This is a genomic window from Sulfitobacter marinus, from assembly GCF_900116285.1.
GTDB lineage: Bacteria > Pseudomonadota > Alphaproteobacteria > Rhodobacterales > Rhodobacteraceae > Sulfitobacter > Sulfitobacter marinus.
Window position 1 is genome coordinate 331,022 of record NZ_FPAJ01000001.1, and the last position, 20,193, is coordinate 351,214.

Sequence of the window (20,193 nt, forward strand, 5' to 3'; positions counted from 1 at the left end):
GGTTTCACACCCCCAGACCCCCGTGGAGTTTACGTGGCAAAATGAAATCAGGCGGGAAAGGTCAGTGTCATGCCGTCATAGGCGGGTTGAATATGGTCGGGGGTTTCGGCGGCGAGGGTTTCATAGTCGAGATCGTTGTGCATGTTGGTCAGCACGGCGGTATGCGGGGCCATCTTTTCGATCCAGCCCAAGGTTTGTTCAAGGTGGCTGTGGGTCGGGTGTGGGTCGCGGCGCAGGGCATCGACGATCCAGCAGGTCAGGTTTTCCAGATGAGGCCAAGCGGCATCGGGGATGCGGGCGACGTCTGGCAAATAGGCGACGTCGTTCATCCGAAAGCCGAGCGCGTCGATGCCACCATGGTTGACCAGAAACGGTGTGAAGTTCAGGGGGCCGCCGGGGCCGTCAATTGTCACGTCGCCGTCGATCAGGTTCATGTCGAGGATGGGCGGGTAGGACGACCCTTCGGGCTGGATGAACACATAGCCGAAGCGGTCGAGCAGTGCCTCGCGGGTCGGTATGTCGGCCCAGACGGGCAGGCGTTTGCGCATATTGATCACGATCATGCGCAGGTCATCGACGCCGTGCACATGGTCAGCGTGCGAATGGGTATAGATCACCGCATCAAGCCGCCCGACATTGGCGTCCAACAACTGGCTGCGCATGTCGGGGGAGGTGTCGATGAGCACAGATGTGGTGCCTGTATCGGAGATACGTTCCACGAGGATGGAACAGCGGCGACGCGCGTTTTTGGGATTGGTCGGATCGCAGGCCCCCCATTGCCCGCCAAGGCGTGGCACCCCGCCCGAAGACCCGCACCCCAGAATGGTGATCTTCATCGTTGCCATTATGCCGCCTCGGAGAAGGCCGCGACCTTGGTAAAGAGCCGGTCAAAGTTGGCTTGGGTTTGCGCCGCGAATGTCGCGTAGTCGATGCCAAAGGTTTCAGCCCCGCGCCGCGCCGTATGCGCCGTATAGGCCGGTTCATTCCGTCTGCCGCGATGGGGTGGCGGGGCGAGATAGGGGCTGTCGGTTTCGACCAGGATCCGGTCAAGCGGTGCTGCCGCAAAGATATCGCGCAAATCGCTGCTTTTGGGAAAGGCGGTGATGCCGGACATCGACAGATAGAACCCCAGATCAAGGGCTGCGCGGCCCAGTTCGGCTGTGCTGGAGAAACAATGCATCACGCAAGGATATGCGCCATTGCTGTATTCCTCGCGCAGGATACGGGCCATGTCGTCGGCTGCGTCGCGTGAATGGATGATCAGGGGCAAACCTGTATCGCGGGCCACGGCAATATGAGTGCGCAGCGACGTTTGCTGAATGTCGGCGGATTCAGCGGTATAGTGGTAATCAAGACCGGTTTCGCCAATGCCCACCATCTTGGGGTGCTGGGTCAGCGCCATCAGATCATCATAGCTGGCCATCGGCTCGGAGGCGACGCTCATTGGGTGGGTGCCGGCGGCATAGAAAACCGGCGCGTATTTTTCGGCGATGGCGCGCACGGAGGGTTCATTTTTCAGCTTGGTGCAGATGGTGACCATGCGTGTGACGCCAGCCTGCACGGCGCGGTCGATCACTTCGGGTAATTCATCCTGAAAATCGGGGAAATCAAGGTGACAATGGCTGTCGGTGATGGGGTAAATGTCGCTCATGCCGGTCCCGTTTGTTGATCATCTGGGTGCGGTTTGACCCATCTTGAACAGGGTATCTAGGACCAGTGCAGCAGGGTCAAGGTTGACGGCCATCCCGTGACGCGCGCGGGTGCTGATCTCGTGGGCGGCTTCGGCCCATGCGCGGCCTTGGGCGGGGGTGGCCGACAGCCGCGTCAACACGGCGTGCTCATTGGGTGCGGCCTCGGTTTCCGGGGGTTGGCCTGTGGCACCGGTGCGGGCTAGGCGCAGCATCAGCAGGTCAATCAGCGTGAACAGCAGCGACAGTTTTTCTTCGCCGCCGCGGGCGGCTGCGGCCTCGGCCAGGGCTAGCGCGCGGGAGCGGTCAAGCTGGGGCAGGGTGCCCAGAATGCCAACAAGGTCCGCATACATCTTGAGACCGCCCATCAAGGAAAGGCCAAGCGCGCCGCCGACAGACCCACCCGACAGGGCTGCAAGGGCCGCCGGGTCGCCCTCGATCTCTACTCCGGACTGCGCCAGTGCCAGCGCCATATCCTCGGGCGGCAAGGTGCCAAGACGCAGGGTGCGGCAACGCGATCTGATGGTTGGCAGCAACCCCGAGGGGCGGTGGCTGATCAACAGGATAATCGCGCGGGCGGGCGGCTCTTCTAGCATTTTTAGCAGGGCATTGGCCGCGTTGGGGTTCATCAGATCGGCGTCATCGATAATCACGACCCGCCGTCCGCCATCTGCCGCCGACATCTGGAAAAACCCGTTCAGCTTGCGAATGTCATCGACAACGATCTGCTTGCGCAGCCGTTTGGTTTTTTCATCCACGGACCGGGTCACGGATTTAAGCGCCCCTTCACCGCCCGCAGCGATGCGGTGGGCCACGGGATGATCGGGATTAATGTCCAGACTGGTGGGCGTTTCGGGGGCGAACATGCCGCCATCATCGGGATCAGGTGTCGCCAGCAAGAACTTGGCCAAGCGCCATGCCAGCGTCGCTTTGCCCACGCCACGCGGGCCGGTCAGCAACCAGCCATGATGCAGTTTGCCGGAATTGAAAGCGTCCAGAAACGCAGCTTCCGCGCCGCCTTGGCCGAACAGGCGGGGCGTGTCACGGGGATGGCGTGCGCCATCGATGCGGTCTGGTTGGGGGGCGTCATCGCTCATGAATTGCGTTTACCATGGAATGAGGGCGTTTGAAGAGGGGCAGCAGGCAAACACATTTAGCCGGTGCGTTTCTGGGTGGCCGCCAAGATATCCTGCGCAACCAAGGCGACGGGCTGTGCGCCGTCGATGACCACGAAACGGTCGCTGAACTCTTGCGCCAAAGATAAAAAACCTTTGCGCATAGCAGCTTGCAGGTCCTCGCCGAAATCTTCGAACCGTTCTTCGACCGTATTACGGGACAAGGCGCGCGATAGCCCTTCGGCGGGGTCCATGTCGATCAAAAGGGTCAGGTCAGGCTCAACACCGATCATCAGATCATGCAATTTATCCACGGTCGCGCGCAGATCACCGCGGCTGAGACCCTGATACATCCGTGTGCTATCGGCAAAGCGGTCGCAGATCACGACTTTGCCTGCATCAAGAGCGGGCTGGATTGTCCGCTCTAAATGATCACGGCGCGCGGCGGTAAACAGCAAGATCTCAGTCTGGGCGGACCAGCGATCAGGATCGCCTTGCAGAACAAGCGCGCGAATTTCCTCGGCCCCGGGGGAGCCGCCCGGCTCGCGGGTGAGGATCACGTCATGGCCCGCCGTCTCAAGCGCTTGCTTCAGCAGCTTGGTTTGCGTCGACTTGCCGGACCCATCAATGCCTTCAAAGCTTATAAAGAACCCCTTCGCGCTCACGAAGCGTCCTCTGGGCCTTCGTTGAGGCGGGTCAAAAGATGTTGCGCGGCAGCCGTCAGTTTCACGAAAAAGCCACCCGGCGCGACCGCTTGGGATGCCACAAGGGGCGCGCGTACTTCGGGCAGATCGCCACGGGTCAGAACCAGCTCGCCCACGGGGTCGCCCTTGGCAATGGGTGCGCGTAAGGGGCCAGTGTAAATCACCTCTGCCGTGACATCGCTGCTGCCCGAGACGGGGACCAGCACGGTTAGATCATCGGCCAGCTCCATGCCGACAGTATTTGCGGACCCGATGGCCACATCGGCCTGCGCGATTTGGGTTCCTGCGGCACCCATGCTGCGCTGCGAAAATTGGCGAAAGGCCCAGTTTACAATCGCTTCGGATTCCTGCGCCCGTGCCCCTGCGGTATCAAGGCCTGAGATAACAAAGATGACACGGCGATCGCCCTGCTTGGCCGAGCCGACCAACCCATATCCTGCCTCTTGGGTGTGGCCGGTTTTCAGACCATCCGCACCAATTCCCAATCCCAGCAGCGGGTTACGGTTGAACTTGTTTTGCGGCGCGCGGCCATCGAAAAGGAATTCACGCTGCGCAAACATTGGGTAGTATTGCGGATAATCCTCGATCAGGCGCATGGCGAGCAGCCCCAGATCGCGCATCGACATGCGTTGCCCTGCAGCGGGCCAGCCATTGGCATTCGCAAAGGTTGAACTGGTCATACCCATTTGCTGGGCGCGGCGTGTCATCAACCGGGCAAAACCGGCTTCCGTGCCGTCCGGGCTAAGCGCCTCGGCAATGACAGCACAGGCGTCGTTACCGGATAGAACGATGATCCCGCGCAGTAGGTCTTCGACGGTGACCCGGTCGGTTGTATCCAGAAACATGGTCGATCCGCCATAAGACATCGCATGCTGCGACACCGGCAGTTTTTCGGTCAGATCAAGCCCGCCATTGCTTTTGCCGCGCTCAATCGCCTCGAACGCCATGTAGAGGGTCATCAGTTTCGACATCGACGCAGGCGGCAAGGGATCATCCGCGTTCTTGGCCAACAACACCGTGCCGGTCGTCTGATCGATCACGTAAGCGGCGGTCGCGCTGGTTTCAAAGGCCTGTGCCGGCAGCGACCAAAGGACCAAAGCAAACGTGGCGGCGAAAATGCGGATCATTTTAAAGTTCCTTTGGCTCTTGGTCAGTTCGACACCGCGTAGGCGTCGGAAAACCCTTCTGCTTTGATCGATGTCATCAGGGCGTTCAGCTCGGTCTTGGTCGATGCGGGCCCTACGACAACCCGCCAGAACGCCTTGCCGTTGATTTCGCTGCGTTTAACGGTGGGCAACATACCGGCGCTGCGCATCTGGTTGGCCGACCGCTTGGCATTCGCCTCGATGCTGAAAATCCCGATCTGCACATAGGGTTTGGACAGGTTCGTTTTTTGCGCGGGTACGGGGGCAGGGGGGGGCGTATCAAGCGCTGCCGTGGCGATCGCCTCGACGGGGGCAAGCGTGGTCTCGGTGACTGTCGCTGGTGTCTCAACGGTTGTTTCGGGCGCGGACTCCTCGGCAGGGGTCCCGACCTCTTCGCGGCGCAGCGCGGTCACGTTCAACGGAGCGGGGGCACCGGCCAGCACATCCAGAGCGGCGGCTGCGTCAGATGACATTTGCAGATTGGGGCCAGGCAGATCACGTTCGCGCCGGAACAATGCGCCGATCACAAATTTGCCATTCGCCTCGTTGCGGATGATGACGCGCTCGGGGTCACTGACATCCGGATGCGCGACCCAGACACCGCCCAGGCTGGGGCGGCCATCCCAAAGCCCTTGATCTGTAACGGAAAAGACATCGGGCGCTTCGACGTCTCGCTCTACCAGCTTGGTCGAGGTAGAGGTCGCGACGGATGCGTCTTTCTGTCCGAAATTCAATCCATCTACGGTCTCACAGCCGGCAAGCGTAACTAAAAGGGCACCTGCTGCAGTGGCCATGAAAAGCGGCCGCGTCTGAGAAAAGAAAGAAACTTTGTGCCCGTCCATTTTTGCCGTCCTTGCCTGCTGCCCGGCGTTTTTGCCGTTGTCCATTCGCGCCGTCAAAACGGCATGTTTCACGCCCCATTGCCGGGGTCTTTGACGCACAGTAGCCTTTGAAACGGGCGCTGAAAAGGCTGTGCCTGCAAGATCGGCAAAATTCCCCACAGATTGCCGCAAAGATATCTGCATTTCGAGGTTTGCAGAATCGCCACCACCCCTCTATGCGGTCTGTGCTGCGGAGGAGTGGCAGAGTGGTCGAATGCACTGGTCTTGAAAACCAGCGTGCGTGAGAGCGTACCGTGGGTTCGAATCCCACCTCCTCCGCCACTACACCTTAAATTAATGATTTATATCAGTTGTTTAAGGTAGGCGGTTCTTTTCTCGTCCCCCCATTTGACCTCCAATTCAAAATTGCATGGTCATCTATTTACCTTCAAACTGACGGTGTAATAAATTGACAGATAGGTGCGGTTATTACCTGAACTATCTGATATTTGCACCTCCCCCCAAAAAAGCACAGCATGGTTTTAAGGCTCAGACGGGTTTCCCCGCCCTATAGCCAACGATCCAGCGTGCTTTGAGCGGGCGAAAGATTTTATGCCTCAAATTCCATTTCGATAGTTTGCATGATGCGGTCAGTCTCGGAGAGGATTTTGAGGATGCTTTGGTAGTGCTTCACGTCCTCAAAGCTGAGAGCGCGGCCCTTGCGGTCTTTGAGCCACTTTTGTGCGGGTTGGTAACCGCCGATGTAGAACTCCCATGAGACAGGCGGGATGGCGTCGAAATATTGGGTTTCGTTGATCCAGACCTTGCCGTCTTTGAGTTCGGGTTTTTCCACCATGCCGTCACCCTCGCCTTTGAAAGGGTAGGGCGCTTTGCCCACGGCGGCGGGGTCCATCAGGTGCAGCTTACGCAGGGCGCTGCCATTTTCCGAGATATCCCAGAACACATCGGGGCTGGCGGGCCACGGGATGCGGGGGAAGTCGATTTTCAGGAACGCGGCATAGGTCTCACGGTAAGCGGGGCAGTGCAGCACACCGTAGATGTAGTCGAAAGTCTGCACCTCGTCCGGGATGCCGTGGGTCGGGTGCTTGGCCTTGGCTTGGAGTTTTTTCCAGAGTTTGGGGGCAAAGTTCACGCGGCGGGTTTGGTCGAGGTCTTGTTCGTCGGGGTAAAGGTAAAGTGGGGCTGTAGTGCTGCCATCATAAACCGCTGCCAGCTTACGTTCGGTTAGTTTGTTTGAGCACAGCACCCCAAAATCCTCTTTTGTTTGTCGGTTCATTACAATTGACAGGTTTTCTTTCCGAAAATTATTGAGCACCTCTGGTCTCGGCCAATCAACCATATCTTTGCGATATAGGATTGGGCGGACGTCAAATGGGCGATACAAGGCTTGCTGGATATCTGATTGCCAGTTCGGATCATTCGCGAGTGATTTTCGAGCTACAGAAAGGGACCACTGACGAGTGTCCCCTTTCTGATACTTGCCCGCTTTTCTTCCACCAAAGAACAGTTCGCGCACTTTGCTATCGTCTGAATTGGTGTCTAAAAATTTGTCAATTTTGGTTATTAACTCTTGCGTAGTTAATCCAACTACGAGGTCGTCGCGAGAAGTTTGAAAACCAAGTCCTTTCACCAAGAATAAATCAGCCAGGCTAAAATTTGAGTCATATTGGGCTTTCTGCGAATGATCTGTGGGCATGAACTCAAATAGCGGGGCTTTGATTGAAAGCTTATTGGGCATAATGCTTGGAGCCGATACAGCATTGATCAATCTACCATACTTTTCCGAACGTTTTCCCCATAGTTCACCATGAAATACGTCTGCTAAGTCCTTGCCCTTTTCAGTATTTTTTACCGCAACAATGATGGCAACACCTTGTCTAATGTCAAAGACGTTCTTGTCAGGTTGTCCGTCTGGCGCAACTTCCTTTTTGTTCGCATTGCCATGCAGATCTAGAACATAGATTTTGTCAAAGGTTTGCATCAAATGCCAACGCATACCCCTAAAGGTGGGGTTGTCCAGATAACCGTGGTTGGTTATGAAGCCGAGCACGCCTTCGCCGTTCTTTTCAATCAGGCTTTCCGACATGCGGATGAATTTCACATAGTCGTCATTAAGCCAATGTTTTCGCTCACCAAAATGAACCCCATTCACATACTTGTAGTCATCTATGAGGCCGGTAATCCATGCCCCTTTGTTAGTGGAAATCCCAGAATAGGGCGGGTTCCCCACAATGCACATAATCGGCATATCACGCTTTACCGTGTTCGCCTCTTTCACCTCGTTTGAAAGCCACTGTGCAAAGGGTAGCGTTTGGTTTGCCGGCTCCCCTTCCTCCAGCGAGTTAGTCAGGTATACCCCAAGGCGGGGCGGTGTGCCTGTGGGTTTGTAGCCCAGTTCCGTCAGCATCATATCCAGTTTCATATGGCACATGGCATAGGAGGCCATTAGCAGCTCGAACCCGTGCAAACGCGGTATAAGGTCTTTCTCGATATAGGGGGACCACATGCCCTCGGCCACGTCTTTAACCTTGGGCGCAATCTGTTTGATCACCTCGGCAAGAAACGTACCTGTGCCTGTGGCGGGGTCCAACACCTGAACGCGGTGAACCTCTTTCTTGATCATCACGGGCTTGCCTTTTTTATCGGTCTGGCCTGTATCCCAAGGGATTGTTACCTTTGACGTATCAGCTAGCCCATCCGGTAGCCCAAATTCGGTTTGCAGCACATCGTCCACTGCACGCACAATGAAGTTAACCACGGGTTCAGGCGTGTACCAAACACCGCGCGCCTTGCGTTTGGCGGGGTTATAGGCGGCAAGGAAGGTTTCATAGAAGTGAAGAAAGGGGTCGTTCTGGCCTGTGAGCTTGCCGAAATTCTCCATCAGCTTGGCAACGTCCGCCGCGCGGAATACGCGTGCTAGATCGTCAATGATCCATTTTATCCGCTCGTCCAAATCATGGCCGGCAATGTAGCCAAACAGGGACCGTAAGAACGGGTTCGACTTGGGCAACAGTTCCAGCGCCTCATGGCGGTCGAAGGTGTCGAGCGTCTGGTCATGGAGCCGTGCAGCGAACATGCCATAGGCGATGGTTTCTGCATAGATATCCGCAAAGTCGGTTGGCGTGATATCGTGGATCAGGTGTTCTTTGAACGCGTGGTATTGTCCGGCAAGTTCGGTTCGCAGGTTTTCATCTTCCCTGAGCGCGTTCTGCAATACGTCCTTGATCAGGATTGCCTTGCCCGCCATCCGTTCCGCAAGGTTCTTGGGCGAAGTAATCGTTTGCGGGCGCTGGGCGATATAGTCGCGTAGCAGGTGTTCAAGTTCAGCGTATTTGTCAGGGTTTGGCTGGATACCCATTACCAAGTCGGCGATGGTGACAGAAGCATAGAGTTCGCCGTCACGGTAAAAATCCCAATCCAGACAGTTGGTATAGATCAGGTTAGACAGCGCCTTGCGATAGCGGTTTTGCTGGTCTTTGTTGGCGTCTTTCATGCCGCGCAAGCCAATGTGTAGGTCTTTGGCCTCTACATGGCCGATAACAATGTCGCCTTGGTTGATAATGAAATCAGGCGCGCCGCATTGTACGCGTTTGGGTTCGTTAAGGGCGGTTATCGTTTCGTCCAGACAGGAAAAAAGGAACTCGATTGCGGAACGGTAAGAATGTTCGGTGGCATTTCCAGTTGCATAAATAGCCTGCACCTTTGCCAAAAAATCGCTAATGAGTGTCATAATTGTTCCTTAGAAAATATAGTCCGATAGAACCCTTTAGATTGTGCAGGTACAAGCCCTTGTTGCCTATCGCCCGAAAAACAACTCACGTTCCTCTGCGCTGAGAAGATGGCTAAATTTTCTGATGAAAAGTTCGTCTGCTTGGTTCTCGTACCACTCAATCTCGAACCGCTTTCTTTGATACGTCCGTTGCCACATGCCCTTGGGCTTGGGTGCTATCCAATGCGCGGTGCCGGGTTCGCCGCCCAGCGCTGTGCGTAGCTTGTTTGCGCGCCTCAACATGCGGTCATAGCGCGGCTCTGACTGGCTGGCGTAGGCGATGCCGTAGCAATGGCGGCAAAGGAAATAACTGCCACCCAAGAACACCCTGCCGACGCGCCGCGAGCAATGTCGACCATTCACGATGCCGTTGCATCTGAAATAGGGGCGCGTGCCGCCATAGTGGCAGTCTGCGTAGGTCAGCGGGATCGATTGCGAGATGCTTTGCCAGACGCCGCCATATCTTCGCACCTTGTAGTCTAGGACAAAGTGACGTTCCTCTGCGTGATAGCCTATCCGTCCGGTTTCCTCGCCATTGCGCGACCAGACCCAGTGGCCACGCCTGCCGGGGGTCAAACAGCTTGAGCGGTGCAGTTTGTTCACGTCCAAGGATTTGCAGTGTTCGGCTTTTTGTTTGTCACTTGTGCGTCCTGAGCCATATCCGCCCATAGTGTGCCTCCCAATATATTTTCCGAAATCATTAGGTAAGTGCAAGTTAATCAAAGGGTGGTCAGGATGGAATCCTTGCGCAGATTAATTTTGCTTGAGCCAGTTTTCAATCAGACGCAAACACTCTCGAAAATGTTGTTTGCGCAATGATTGGTTGGCGATTGTATGGCCTTTGGCAAAGCGCTGGGCAAGCACCTCACCCTTGATTAAGCCATCTGTCAAAGCAGCAAGCGCATCCCGCACCGCCCCTGTGTTCACGTCTTCCTCGACGCAGTTATCAACCGCCCAACGTAAGGTTGTGAGCAGTTGATCGACGTCATGGCGCACTGTCAGTTCCTCTGACCAGTTCCCCCCAAAAGCTACGTTTGACATCTTATCTTTGAATTCCATAGAAGAACATATAGGGAACATTCGGACGGAGTCGCAACAGAAAATGCACCCACTGCGTACCATTTACATCGACATGAACAGCTTCTTTGCGAGTGTTGAACAGCACGAAGAACCAGCCTTGCGCGGTAAACCTGTAGGCATAACCGCGATGGAGGGGGATGTGGGATGCCTTGTTGCCGCCAGCTATGAGGCCAAGGACTTTGGCGTCAAAACAACTATGAGCATTAAGGACGCAAAGCGCTTGTGTCCGCACATCATCCTGCGCCCAAGCCGCCATCGTTTGTATGTGCGTTACAATCAACGCATTGCCGTAATCCTTGACCGTTTCGCAGAATTAGAGCGCGTGCGAAGTGTTGATGAATTTCAGATTGCCCTTGGTGGCACAACATCCCTCTTGTTGCCTGCCTCTGATCTAGTGCGCACCATGAAGCGGGCAGTGAAAGACGAAATTGGTAGTAATCTTAGGTTTTCCGCCGGGATAGGTTCCAATCATCTGCTAGCAAAGATTGCGGGGAAACTTGAAAAACCGGACGGGCTACAATGGTTATCACCCGACAACATGCCAGACCGCCTTGCAGATATTCCGCTTGATGATTTACCCGGCATTGCACGCGGCGTCCTAGCAAAACTCAATTTTGCCGGGGTGTATGATATTCCCACACTCTACAGGCTCGATCCAAAACATGCCCGCGCAATTTGGGGATCAATTGAGGGGGAACGTTATGTGCGCTTGATGCAGGGGGAAAACATACCGCTAGGGCAGACAACACGCGGCAGCTATGGCAACAGCAAGGTTCTTGCCCTTGAAAACAGGACAGTCAAAAATGCCTATATGGTTTCGCGGTGGTTGGTAGAGAAGTCCGTGGCCCGGTTAAGGCGTGACGAATATACCGCCTCTCAATTCTCGCTATTTGTGAGCCTACAGCGACCAGACGGGCGATGGTCACGCAACATCAAAACACACCACAGCCAAGACACGGCGCATTTTCTGGATTTGAACCGTCAACTATGGCGCATGATGTATGACCAAAAGCACCCCTATCTAATTTCATCCATGGGGGTTCACCTAGGGAACATCTTGCCTTTGTCAAAGCGGCCAGCCGAAATGCTACTGCCGTTTGAAATGGCGAAGCAAAACAAACGCGAACAACTCGCAAAAACCATTGATACACTCAACCGCCGCTTTGGGGATCGAACCGTGACGTATGGCGTCAACAAGGCGCATTATGGGTTCTTTGATAGGGGGTGACACTGTGCAAAAGGGCAGGTTGCGTTTAGTGCAACGAAAGGTCGCAAGGTCCGTTTAGACATCATGCACGGAGCCACCTTTGCGACATACACTAACGACCCACCCAGCCGCGTATAGTTGGATTTTTCTTAGAAAAATGATGCGCTTTGATTGAGTGATACAACATGGCGGGGGGTGCGAACTTTGAAGAGTCTGCCAGATATTTTCCGAAATCATTAGCCAAGTTTGAGTTTTATCGGTTCAGTGAAGCCCAAAAATTCTAAACTATGGATGCGCGCATTGGGGCTCTCGTACCCGTCCCGCGCCGAACGGCGATTAGGATTACAGCGCCCCCCTTTGGGCATCCAACTTTTTATGTTTAAACTGACCATGTAAGAAATTAACTGTCCCCGTCGGTTCTATTCCGCGCGCTCTAACGATTTGGCTCCCCCCTTTGCTCTGCCGTTTGTTTCCAAGTCTGGGGTGTTGCCGCCTCTGCTCCGTATTGGTCTGCCCGCCCTGTGAGTGGTTAGTATTAGTGTCCCACCTCAGTACCCAAGCGCGCCTTTTAGTCTGGCCTGACGGGTTCTCTGGTGGACCCAGTGTCGGTCTTTGGGTTTCGAGGTGGACCCGTGGGCGATGGTGACGGGTACTCAGGTGGACCGTCTTTTGTTTTTGCGCGCCACTTTTGCCAGTCGTTTGTAGCTACTGCGACGCCCTTGGGGGTTTGCATCCGCTTGGTGGTCAGCCGCCATTCATGCGCCTTGCGGTGATACCAATTTCCAGGGTTTTCCAGTGCAATGAACCCCTTCTCCTCAAGTTCGACGAATGCGCGCTGGGCGGTGCCTTTGGATATGCCCAGCGCCTTGACCGCCTCATTCATAGACAGCCTCACGTTGCCGTTGTTGCCGCCGTGAAAGCGGGTGTGCAATTCTAACCAGACCTTGATAGCGGCCCCAGAAAGGGACCGCCATGCTTCGGACTTGAGCAGCGCATAGTGCAGGGTGGTGTACTGCCCTTCTTTGTCGTTACGCTTGCCTTTTGCCATTAGCGATGCCCCCCGCGTAATTCGTCATAGGTGCGCGCCCAATGGTCTGGCAGTTTGTGCCTGTGGATAAGGTGGCGCTCAAATGGCGTGACAGGGACTAAGGGCGGTGCTGTGCGTTCGATCCTCATATTAGCGCCTCAGACCCTAGCAATTGCACCTGAGCGTCACAGGAAAGCACATAGCGGGCGTGCTGGCCGGGATAGTTGCCTTCGTGTGGTTCCATGATGGTTTCTATGGGGATACCAAGCTCTCTCAAGTCGAACACGTAGCCGTTCCATCTTGGCGCGGGGTGTGTAATGGGGGTGACGCCTTTTGCGCCAGCTTCAACAAGTTTCAACATCGCCCAGCCTAAGCGGCCTTTGAGTTCAAACGTGCGGGATTGTTCGCTCTGAAAGAGCGTTACTTGGATTTTCATGTTACTGAATCCTTGATTGATGGATTGCAGCGCGGTATCTGGAAGGTGTCTAAACTACCCAGCGCCCGCGCCAGTTTTGTTACTGCGTGGGCGTTGTTTTACCCGACACGGTCAGCCGTGGGGCGGGATGCCAGCCAAGCGGTCACGGCGCTTTCGGGCCATGCTACGGCGCGCTTGCCTATGCGGACGGGGCGGGGGAAGTCGTTTGTATCCATCATAGCGTAGATGCTTGATCGGCTAAGGCCTGTTGCTGCTTCAACGGCGGGGCGGCGTAGGTGATGTTCGGTCATATCAATTCCTTTAGGTTCAATGTGGCTGTTACTGAACGTTAGAGGAAACCAATGCTGGTGGCGCTAAACGTAAATTGCAGATACTATTTTCCGCAAAATAAATGATCTAATATTATGTTTTTAATATGATTTTTGCTTGGCTTAGAGCATTCCGCAATGTTGTATCTGAAAAATCTGTTTGCCCATTCTGCCTCAGGTCACGAGTAATTTGATTTGCCGTCTTGTTTGGAATGCCGTTCGGATAGAGCCTAATAAGGCGATCAACCAAGCCATCTACCTTGCGGGTTCTGCCCGGTCCTCTTTTCTTGCAGCCATCTGCGCTAGCATCACGTGCCAATTGCGCTGCTATGCTGTTGATGCTCGCTCCAAAATCATTGGGTAGCTTGTTATCTGGTAGACACAAAGACCATCCGTCTATCACTTCTAAACAACGGGTTTCTGCTTTACTTAATCCAATGTGGATCAAGCCAACCGAACAAAAATCGACTGACCATTCGTCGATACGTAGCAAGGGGTAGAGTTTGCATATTTCGGCTAACATCTTTTCCGCTTGATGAGCATTTTCAGGCAGCACGTTAGGCAAATTACTGGCTGTCCTCAAGAGCCAGCTGTCAATTTTGAGAGGTGCATTTCTGCTCGGGCAGAAAACCAAAAGGTCACTCCGGTTTATTTCCACAAAACGTTGAACGAACAGAAATGTGCAAATCCGCTTCACGGTAGCACGCTCCTTCGATGGCACGCGGTTGAAGTTGCCACCAGCAGAAGCGAACACCTGCGGAAAAACCCTGTCGCTAGAAAGCGCTTTTTCGAAGCGAGTTTCTAGCATCTTCGGGGTGAAGTACCCTTCCGGGCAGATCAAGTGTGTTCACTTAAGATAGGCATAGTCTGGAAGATACAAGATTGCCCTGCACATCGCAAGACACAGTGCCAGATGTTGTGCTTTTGTTCTCGTGGAACACACTTGGTTGTGGCTAGACCGATAGGGCTATTACTTTAGCCGACGAACCCAAGACAAATTTCTCCCATTTTTCCATTAGAGACCGCCGTTTCTCAAAGAAATCCGACCGTGCATAAGCCGCCTCTGCCTTGTCCTTGACCGTGTGGGCAAGCGCCGCCTCCGATACATCGCGGGGCGTGTTGGTGCGTTCTTGGGTCCATGTCTTGAACGAGGTGCGAAACCCGTGCACGTCCACGTCATAGCCCAGCGCCTTGGTCAGTTTAGAAAGCGTCATGTCAGACAGCGGTTTGCCGTATTTGGTGCCGGGGAACACCAGACCTTCGCCGGACCCCAATTTGCGGGCCTGTAACAGCACCTCAACGGCGCGGGGCGATAGTGGGGCGCGATGCTCTTTCTTCGACTTCATGCGGTGCGCTGGGCGCGTCCAGAGGGCTTGCTCCAGATCGAACTCCGACCATTCTGCCAAACGTACCTCGCCAGACCGTGACGCCGTTAAAATAACCAATTCTAACGCCAGTTTGGTGGCGTCCCCCGCGCTCGATGCTTTGAGGGCGTCCAGAAACTCTGGCACCTTGTCATAGGGCAGGGCTTTGCGGTGCGCTTGGGTCTTGTCCTGTTTGGGTAGGGCTTGGGCGATAGCGTCCGCAGGGTTGTCTTGCCGCCAGCCGTTAGCCACGGCCCATTTCATGACGGTGCCAATGCGTTGACGTACCCGCCGCGCCGTTTCGGGCTTTTCCAGCCATATGGGTTGCAGTACGGCCAGCACGTCCGCCGTGGTCACCTCTGACACCTTCAGCTTGCCGATGCGGGGGAAGGTGTAGGTTTCCAGCGTCGATATGAATTGCGCTGCGTGCTTCTTGTTGCGCCATGTCGGTTCGTGGATTTTGTGAACCTTGCGGGATGCTTCCTCAAACGTCAGCAAAGCCTCTGAGGCGCGTTTGGATTGCAGGGGGTCACCACCCGCCCGCGCCAGCTTGCGGTTCTGTAGGGCGGCTTCCCGCGCCTCTGCCAAGGTGACAAGCGAAGCGCTCCCCATGCCTATCTCTGTCCGCTTGCCGCGTATCATAATGCGCTGCACCCAACGCTTTGCGCCAGATGTATCGACCTTGAGAAACAAGCCGTGGCCGTCGGTGTATTTGCCGGGGGCCGTTACGGTGCGCACAAAGGCAGCGGACAGCGCCTTCTCCGCCCGCTTGCTTGGTCCGGTTCGTTCGATTGCTGCTTTCACGTCCGCCATTTCGTCCCCCAATTTTATCTGGAATATGGGGGACGGAATTGGAACAGTCAAGACTTAGATGTGGGTTAAGTTATTGATTTTAGAAATTTACTGGTACGGGTTGGAATGCAGGAGGGCGGACACCTCCTCCGCCATTGATATGCCCTGCGGCCGTCCTTAAGCAGCATCACACTATGTTAGATTTTTGATCCACTAGCGCGCCAAAGTCGAAGTGGTCCAGCTTTTCGTTTTCTAGCGACGTGACCAGCTCTGGTGTTTGTTGCAGAACGGGATACCCGTCAACATAGGTCACGTGCTGAAGCGCGCGAACGATCAGCGACACGATGCGATCATCGCTCAGCTCATTTTGCACCAACTGGGACATGGCGGCGATTGTTCGGTCGTGGATGGTGTCCATTTCGCTTTGCAATACTTTGGAAGCGTGTTTTTCAAGCTTCTTTGTCGCTGACTTCATCATCATTTCCAGCGAGATTGCGTCCAGATCTTCCTTGGCTATATAGTCTTTGCATCCATTTTTAATGGCTGAAACGGCTACCTCATGCGACGCCTCGCCAGTGATCATGATTGTCGCCGTCTGCCCGTTTTCGGGGTGTTTGCTGATGATCTGCCGGGCCTGAAGACCGGTTTCATGGGTCAGATGATAGTCAACGAATATCACATCGTATTTGCGCGTATCGAGGGCCGCGCGCATCTGGTCTAGATCGCTGGCGGTGTCGACGGCCAAGTGCAGGCTGGTGCGGCGAAACTGCCGCATGATGTTTCGACAATCAAACGAAGAATCGTCGACGATAAGAACGCTAAGTTCTTTGTTTTCGGGGGCCATAATTTCCGCACCATCCCCATCTTTGCCTTGATCGTCGTGCATTAGGGCCATCCGTTTGCTCTGTTAAGCGTGTCGTGACGTTGGCTGATTTTTATTAACAGTCGGTGACCAGAATACCGTTTTTGGTCAGATAGGCCGCGCGAAGATTTCGGGCGTTCTGATCGGACGCATTAACCATTCAGAAGGCCGTGGCTGATAGCGTCACACTGTCAGTCCCCGGTTTGGAGAGTTTCAGTGCTAAATGTGATGTCTCGGGTTAAGGGGCTGCGGGTGTCGCAGGATGCATTTGTTTCCCATTTTGTGCATGACCTCAGGGCGTGTTTACGGGCGGTTGAAACTCTGCCTGACTGGATCAAAGAGGACCTGGAAGAGAACGTAGAGAATGTGCCCAAGGAGGTGTATCAATATCTGACCGGCATTCAGGTGAGCGCGCGGCGCGCGGACCGGCTGCTCTCCGATGTGCGCGAGCTTTGCGAAATGGACAAGGCGACCGATCCGGTTGAGGAGGTCGATCTAAGAGAGGCCGTCGAGACGTTTTTGCAGCGGTGTGAGCAGCCCGAGGGGATTTCGATCGATGTGAATTTGACCGAACAGCGATGCGCGTTGCCACGTGGAAGCTTTGATAAGGTTATGGCCGGGCTGCTGTGCAACTCGGTCAAGCATCACAATGGCCCAGTGGGGACGATATTTATCACCAATATTGATACGAATGGCGCGCTGCTGATCGGGGATGATGGCGATGGTATCGCAGAACAATTCCGCGACAGTGTTTTCGACCCGTTCATCACACTTAAACCGCGCGATGTGGTCGAAGGGAGCGGGATGGGCCTGACCATTGCACGCCGCCGGGTCGAAGACTGGGGCGGAACCTTGCGTGTCGTGACGCGCCCCGAGGTCAAGGGCGCAGTATTCGAGGTGACGTTCAAATAATACAGGCCCGTAGGTACATTAAGGCCGCGGCCAGCCCCCCCAGCCTTATGGTTTCGTTATTGCTTGTTTATCTGCGTCCATGCTTGCCGCAGCCCGGCAAGAGACAGATCATCGCGGGGCATCAACCGGGCCTGAACCGCTTGGCTGGCAAGTGCTGCCTTATAGAGGGCGGGCAGATCACCATCGCCCAGGATCACGACGTTCTGGCCCAGCCAATAGGGGCGGGCACCGGATAGTTCCAGCCCGATCAGCGTCCCCATCAGGCGCGACCAGCCAACATTCTCGCGCGCGCCATGTAGCGCCGCATCGGCAGAGATGTGCGCCAAAGTGGCGGCAAAGCTTTGCGGGCGCGCCATCACATCATCGACGGCCTGAGCAAAGGCCGTCTCATCCAATGGCCCTTGCGCGGCGCAGCCCGTCAAGGGCGAAGTGGATGCAAGCGTGCTGGCAAGCACCGGCGTCAGATAGCTTTGGAAGCTGACGACCTCGCCCGCGCTGATATGCGACCAATGCGATTGGGTGGCGACGGTGCAAATAACGCCATCAAAATCAGGCTCTTGCGCCAGCAGCCCGGCCATCGCGGTTTCGCAACCCAGCATCAGATCGGCAGGCTTGGCTTGGCGCAATCCGGGTACGACGTGCAACACCACCCGAGGGTCGGGCGTATCCATCTGAAATGTGCCAGCCATCGGTGTCGCAGGGACTGCGCGATACATGTCGGTGGGCATCCCCGGCAACCCTGCGCAAAGCACCGGCGTGGGCGCTTGGGCGGATAAAAACTCAGCCAGACTGCTGGGCGACAGATCAACAGGTGCGGCGTGCTTGGCAATCACCTCTCCGTTTGTGGCGATCACACTGACCATCGGATAGTCCGCCCCCCATATCAGGCCGATCCATTCTGTACTGCGCATTTTGGAAAACCTTTCTGTGGGGGCCTTTGGGCCGGGTCCCCCGTGGCTAGCAACCACGCCTGAGCCAAGCAAGCCTGTCTGCGCCCCGGCTCCGCAAAGTAATCCGCCAGCGGGCAGGAAACTGGTTGCATCATGAGGGGTGTTAGCGCTCTAATGCGCTATCAAATATAACACCACAGGGGAGATACCCGAAATGAAGATTCTCGCAACCACGACTGCTCTTACGCTTAGCCTTGCCACCAGCCTGTCCGCTGCGGGCTGCGACGAGGTGACATTTTCGGATGTAGGTTGGACGGATATCACAGCGACCACCGCGGCGACCACAGTCGTTTTGCAGGCATTGGGCTATGAAACCGATATCAAAATCCTTTCCGTTCCGGTGACGTATACGGCCATGGCTGCCGGCGACGTTGATGTGTTTCTAGGCAACTGGATGCCCACGATGGAGGCGGATATCGCACCCTACCGTGAGGCGGGCACTGTGGATACCGTGCGGGCCAACCTGAACGGCGCGAAATACACATTGGCCGTGAACAAGGCCGCCGCTGATATGGGCATCACGACATTTGCCGATATCGCCGCCAAGGCAGATGCGCTGGACGCCACCATTTATGGTATCGAGCCGGGCAATGACGGCAACCGTCTGATCCAGTCGATGATCGACGACAATGCTTTTGATCTCAAAGACTTCGAGGTCAAGGAATCGTCCGAGCAGGGCATGTTGGCGCAGGTTAAGCGCGCCACTGGCAAGGGCGAGCCGGTTGTATTTCTGGGGTGGGAACCACACCCCATGAACGCCAATTTCGATCTGACATACCTTGAAGGCGGCGACGATTTCTTTGGTCCTAATCTGGGCGGTGCTTCTGTCTTTACCAACACCCGCGCCGGCTATGCCGAAGAATGCCCGAACGTTGGCAAACTGCTGAACAATCTGGAATTCACGCTGGCCATGGAAAACGAAATCATGGGGGGCATTCTGGACGATGGTGAAGAGCCCGCAGATGCGGCGACGGCGTGGATCAAGGCGAACCCTGGCGTTCTGGGGACGTGGCTGGCAGGCGTGACCACCCAAGACGGTGGCGACGCGATGGCAGCTGCTAAAACAATCGTCGAGTAATGAACCCTTAACGATCAAGAGGGCCTGCCACTGGGCGGGCCCTTTTCTGTATTTAAAACAACGCTTTCGCGGAGACATCAATGAACTGGCTCACCGACAATAAGATCCCTATTGATGACGCCGCCGAGGCGGCTTTTGACTGGCTGTTGGTCCACGCAGGGTGGTTGTTCGACGGGCTGTCCGTCGCAATGGAATGGCTGATCGACGCCATCCTATGGGTTCTGCAAACACCGCATCCCTTGATCATCATCGCGGCATTTGCTGCCGTGACCTGGGCGATCCAGCGCAACTGGAAGACGCCGCTGATGATTGTGCTGGGGTTCTTGTTTATCCTGAACCAAGATTATTGGGAGGAAACCACCGAAAGCCTGACACTGGTTTTGTCGGCCTGTGTGGTGTGTATGGGCGTGGGTGTGCCGATCGGTATCGCCGCCGCGCATCGCCCCAAATTGTACCGTTATATGGCCCCTGTGCTGGACCTGATGCAAACGCTGCCAACGTTTGTTTATCTTATTCCTGCGATTGTATTTTTCGGAATTGGCATGGTGCCGGGTCTGATTGCCACGGTGATTTTTGTGCTGCCCGCGCCGATCCGTTTGACGCAGCTAGGCATTGCATCCACCCCGAAACCGTTGCTTGAGGCGGCGCAGGCCTTTGGCGCGAAACCCAGCCAGACCTTGTGGAAAATTGAATTGCCATATGCGTTGCCGCAGATCATGACGGGGTTGAACCAGACCATCATGTTGTCGCTGTCGATGGTTGTGATTGCTGCGCTTGTGGGCGCGGACGGGCTTGGTGTGCCGGTTGTGCGCGCGTTGAATTCCGTCAACACGGGGCTTGGGTTTGAATCCGGGCTGATTATCGTGGTCGTGGCCATTATGCTGGACCGTATGTTGCGGGTGACACGGTAATGA

At 55.5% G+C, this 20,193-nt stretch carries 20 protein-coding genes and 1 tRNA gene; 5 read left to right on the forward strand and 16 right to left on the reverse strand.

Going from position 1 to position 20,193, the window contains the following annotated elements:
• Positions 1-47: 47 nt before the first annotated feature.
• The 6 genes from BM347_RS01605 to BM347_RS01630 are packed head-to-tail and all read right to left on the reverse strand — an operon-like array spanning position 48 to position 5,446.
• Complete coding sequence (locus BM347_RS01605; RefSeq protein ID WP_093914670.1) at positions 48-845, reverse strand: MBL fold metallo-hydrolase; 798 nt, start codon at positions 843-845, stop codon at positions 48-50.
• Entirely contained in the window at positions 845-1,651 is an 807-nt protein-coding gene (locus tag BM347_RS01610; RefSeq protein WP_093914671.1) for a TatD family hydrolase, read from the reverse strand. Before BM347_RS01610 ends, BM347_RS01605 begins: the two co-directional genes overlap by 1 nt.
• 18 nt (positions 1,652-1,669) lie before the next feature.
• The gene (locus BM347_RS01615) at positions 1,670-2,785 is read right to left on the reverse strand and encodes a DNA polymerase III subunit delta' (RefSeq protein ID WP_093914672.1); all 1,116 of its coding nucleotides are present in this window, start codon (positions 2,783-2,785) and stop codon (positions 1,670-1,672) included.
• 56 nt (positions 2,786-2,841) lie between these two features.
• Entirely contained in the window at positions 2,842-3,468 is a 627-nt protein-coding gene (tmk, locus tag BM347_RS01620; RefSeq protein WP_093914673.1) for a dTMP kinase, read from the reverse strand.
• Positions 3,465-4,634 (reverse strand): D-alanyl-D-alanine carboxypeptidase family protein, encoded by a 1,170-nt coding sequence (locus tag BM347_RS01625; RefSeq protein ID WP_093914674.1) that lies wholly within the window; start codon positions 4,632-4,634, stop codon positions 3,465-3,467. The genes tmk and BM347_RS01625 overlap by 4 nt, the downstream gene beginning before the upstream one ends.
• Positions 4,635-4,657: 23 nt before the next feature.
• The gene (locus BM347_RS01630; protein WP_245764154.1) at positions 4,658-5,446 is read right to left on the reverse strand and encodes an SPOR domain-containing protein; all 789 of its coding nucleotides are present in this window, start codon (positions 5,444-5,446) and stop codon (positions 4,658-4,660) included.
• Positions 5,447-5,725: 279 nt separating this feature from the next.
• Between BM347_RS01630 and BM347_RS01635 the strand changes: the two genes are divergently transcribed.
• A tRNA-Ser gene (locus tag BM347_RS01635) sits at positions 5,726-5,815 on the forward strand.
• A 268-nt stretch (positions 5,816-6,083) separates the two neighbouring features.
• Here BM347_RS01635 and BM347_RS01640 read toward each other — a convergent pair.
• From BM347_RS01640 to BM347_RS01650, 3 genes are all read right to left on the reverse strand, one after another.
• Positions 6,084-8,741, reverse strand: a complete 2,658-nt coding sequence (locus tag BM347_RS01640) for a type ISP restriction/modification enzyme (RefSeq protein ID WP_245764155.1) — start codon at positions 8,739-8,741, stop codon at positions 6,084-6,086.
• 549 nt (positions 8,742-9,290) lie between these two features.
• Positions 9,291-9,866, reverse strand: a complete 576-nt coding sequence (locus BM347_RS01645; protein WP_245764156.1) for a hypothetical protein — start codon at positions 9,864-9,866, stop codon at positions 9,291-9,293.
• 150 nt (positions 9,867-10,016) lie between these two features.
• The gene (locus BM347_RS01650; protein WP_245764157.1) at positions 10,017-10,322 is read right to left on the reverse strand and encodes a hypothetical protein; all 306 of its coding nucleotides are present in this window, start codon (positions 10,320-10,322) and stop codon (positions 10,017-10,019) included.
• A gap of 73 nt (positions 10,323-10,395) precedes the next feature.
• On the opposite strand from BM347_RS01650, the gene BM347_RS01655 reads away from it, so the two are divergent.
• Positions 10,396-11,571 (forward strand): Y-family DNA polymerase, encoded by a 1,176-nt coding sequence (locus tag BM347_RS01655; RefSeq protein WP_245764158.1) that lies wholly within the window; start codon positions 10,396-10,398, stop codon positions 11,569-11,571.
• A gap of 547 nt (positions 11,572-12,118) precedes the next feature.
• On the opposite strand, the gene BM347_RS01660 is transcribed toward BM347_RS01655, so the two are convergent.
• The 6 genes from BM347_RS01660 to BM347_RS01685 all read right to left on the reverse strand — a co-directional run bounded on the left by BM347_RS01660 (position 12,119) and on the right by BM347_RS01685 (position 16,363).
• On the reverse strand, positions 12,119-12,598 hold the full coding sequence (locus BM347_RS01660) for a helix-turn-helix domain-containing protein (protein ID WP_093914679.1): 480 nt from the start codon (positions 12,596-12,598) through the stop codon (positions 12,119-12,121).
• A 124-nt stretch (positions 12,599-12,722) separates the two neighbouring features.
• On the reverse strand, positions 12,723-13,013 hold the full coding sequence (locus BM347_RS01665) for a winged helix domain-containing protein (protein WP_093914680.1): 291 nt from the start codon (positions 13,011-13,013) through the stop codon (positions 12,723-12,725).
• Positions 13,014-13,111: 98 nt separating this feature from the next.
• Positions 13,112-13,303, reverse strand: coding sequence for a helix-turn-helix transcriptional regulator (locus BM347_RS01670; protein ID WP_093914681.1), 192 nt, complete (start codon positions 13,301-13,303; stop codon positions 13,112-13,114).
• A gap of 112 nt (positions 13,304-13,415) precedes the next feature.
• The gene (locus BM347_RS01675; RefSeq protein ID WP_093914682.1) at positions 13,416-14,129 is read right to left on the reverse strand and encodes a hypothetical protein; all 714 of its coding nucleotides are present in this window, start codon (positions 14,127-14,129) and stop codon (positions 13,416-13,418) included.
• Positions 14,130-14,274: 145 nt separating this feature from the next.
• Positions 14,275-15,498 (reverse strand): tyrosine-type recombinase/integrase, encoded by a 1,224-nt coding sequence (locus tag BM347_RS01680; protein WP_093914683.1) that lies wholly within the window; start codon positions 15,496-15,498, stop codon positions 14,275-14,277.
• A gap of 166 nt (positions 15,499-15,664) precedes the next feature.
• Complete coding sequence (locus BM347_RS01685) at positions 15,665-16,363, reverse strand: response regulator (RefSeq protein WP_175498466.1); 699 nt, start codon at positions 16,361-16,363, stop codon at positions 15,665-15,667.
• Positions 16,364-16,591: 228 nt separating this feature from the next.
• Here BM347_RS01685 and BM347_RS01690 point away from each other — a divergent pair, with 228 nt between their 5' ends.
• Positions 16,592-17,251 (forward strand): sensor histidine kinase, encoded by a 660-nt coding sequence (locus BM347_RS01690; protein WP_175498467.1) that lies wholly within the window; start codon positions 16,592-16,594, stop codon positions 17,249-17,251.
• 56 nt (positions 17,252-17,307) lie between these two features.
• Here the strand turns inward: BM347_RS01690 and BM347_RS01695 are convergent, their stop codons facing one another.
• Positions 17,308-18,162 (reverse strand): 2-dehydro-3-deoxygalactonokinase, encoded by an 855-nt coding sequence (locus BM347_RS01695; RefSeq protein WP_093914686.1) that lies wholly within the window; start codon positions 18,160-18,162, stop codon positions 17,308-17,310.
• A 193-nt stretch (positions 18,163-18,355) separates the two neighbouring features.
• Between BM347_RS01695 and BM347_RS01700 the strand changes: the two genes are divergently transcribed.
• Together BM347_RS01700 and choW are read left to right on the forward strand one after the other, a co-directional pair.
• Complete coding sequence (locus tag BM347_RS01700) at positions 18,356-19,279, forward strand: choline ABC transporter substrate-binding protein (RefSeq protein ID WP_093914687.1); 924 nt, start codon at positions 18,356-18,358, stop codon at positions 19,277-19,279.
• An 80-nt stretch (positions 19,280-19,359) separates the two neighbouring features.
• On the forward strand, positions 19,360-20,190 hold the full coding sequence (gene choW / locus BM347_RS01705) for a choline ABC transporter permease subunit (RefSeq protein ID WP_093914688.1): 831 nt from the start codon (positions 19,360-19,362) through the stop codon (positions 20,188-20,190).
• Positions 20,191-20,193: the final 3 nt, after the last annotated feature.

Excerpts from the sequence above, each read along its gene's own strand:
- BM347_RS01605 (WP_093914670.1), bottom strand. The coding sequence starts at position 845 with ATGGCAACGATGAAGATCACCATTCTGGGGTGCGGGTCTTCGGGCGGG.
- BM347_RS01610 (WP_093914671.1), bottom strand. The coding sequence starts at position 1,651 with ATGAGCGACATTTACCCCATCACCGACAGCCATTGTCACCTTGATTTC.
- BM347_RS01615 (WP_093914672.1), bottom strand. The coding sequence starts at position 2,785 with ATGAGCGATGACGCCCCCCAACCAGACCGCATCGATGGCGCACGCCAT.
- BM347_RS01625 (WP_093914674.1), bottom strand. The coding sequence starts at position 4,634 with ATGATCCGCATTTTCGCCGCCACGTTTGCTTTGGTCCTTTGGTCGCTG.
- BM347_RS01630 (WP_245764154.1), bottom strand. The coding sequence starts at position 5,446 with ATGGCCACTGCAGCAGGTGCCCTTTTAGTTACGCTTGCCGGCTGTGAG.
- BM347_RS01640 (WP_245764155.1), bottom strand. The coding sequence starts at position 8,741 with ATGGCGGGCAAGGCAATCCTGATCAAGGACGTATTGCAGAACGCGCTC.
- BM347_RS01650 (WP_245764157.1), bottom strand. The coding sequence starts at position 10,322 with ATGGAATTCAAAGATAAGATGTCAAACGTAGCTTTTGGGGGGAACTGG.
- BM347_RS01655 (WP_245764158.1), top strand. The coding sequence starts at position 10,396 with ATGAACAGCTTCTTTGCGAGTGTTGAACAGCACGAAGAACCAGCCTTG.
- BM347_RS01660 (WP_093914679.1), bottom strand. The coding sequence starts at position 12,598 with ATGGCAAAAGGCAAGCGTAACGACAAAGAAGGGCAGTACACCACCCTG.
- BM347_RS01665 (WP_093914680.1), bottom strand. The coding sequence starts at position 13,013 with ATGAAAATCCAAGTAACGCTCTTTCAGAGCGAACAATCCCGCACGTTT.
- BM347_RS01670 (WP_093914681.1), bottom strand. The coding sequence starts at position 13,303 with ATGACCGAACATCACCTACGCCGCCCCGCCGTTGAAGCAGCAACAGGC.
- BM347_RS01675 (WP_093914682.1), bottom strand. The coding sequence starts at position 14,129 with ATGCTAGAAACTCGCTTCGAAAAAGCGCTTTCTAGCGACAGGGTTTTT.
- BM347_RS01680 (WP_093914683.1), bottom strand. The coding sequence starts at position 15,498 with ATGGCGGACGTGAAAGCAGCAATCGAACGAACCGGACCAAGCAAGCGG.
- BM347_RS01685 (WP_175498466.1), bottom strand. The coding sequence starts at position 16,363 with ATGCACGACGATCAAGGCAAAGATGGGGATGGTGCGGAAATTATGGCC.
- BM347_RS01695 (WP_093914686.1), bottom strand. The coding sequence starts at position 18,162 with ATGCGCAGTACAGAATGGATCGGCCTGATATGGGGGGCGGACTATCCG.
- BM347_RS01700 (WP_093914687.1), top strand. The coding sequence starts at position 18,356 with ATGAAGATTCTCGCAACCACGACTGCTCTTACGCTTAGCCTTGCCACC.
- choW (WP_093914688.1), top strand. The coding sequence starts at position 19,360 with ATGAACTGGCTCACCGACAATAAGATCCCTATTGATGACGCCGCCGAG.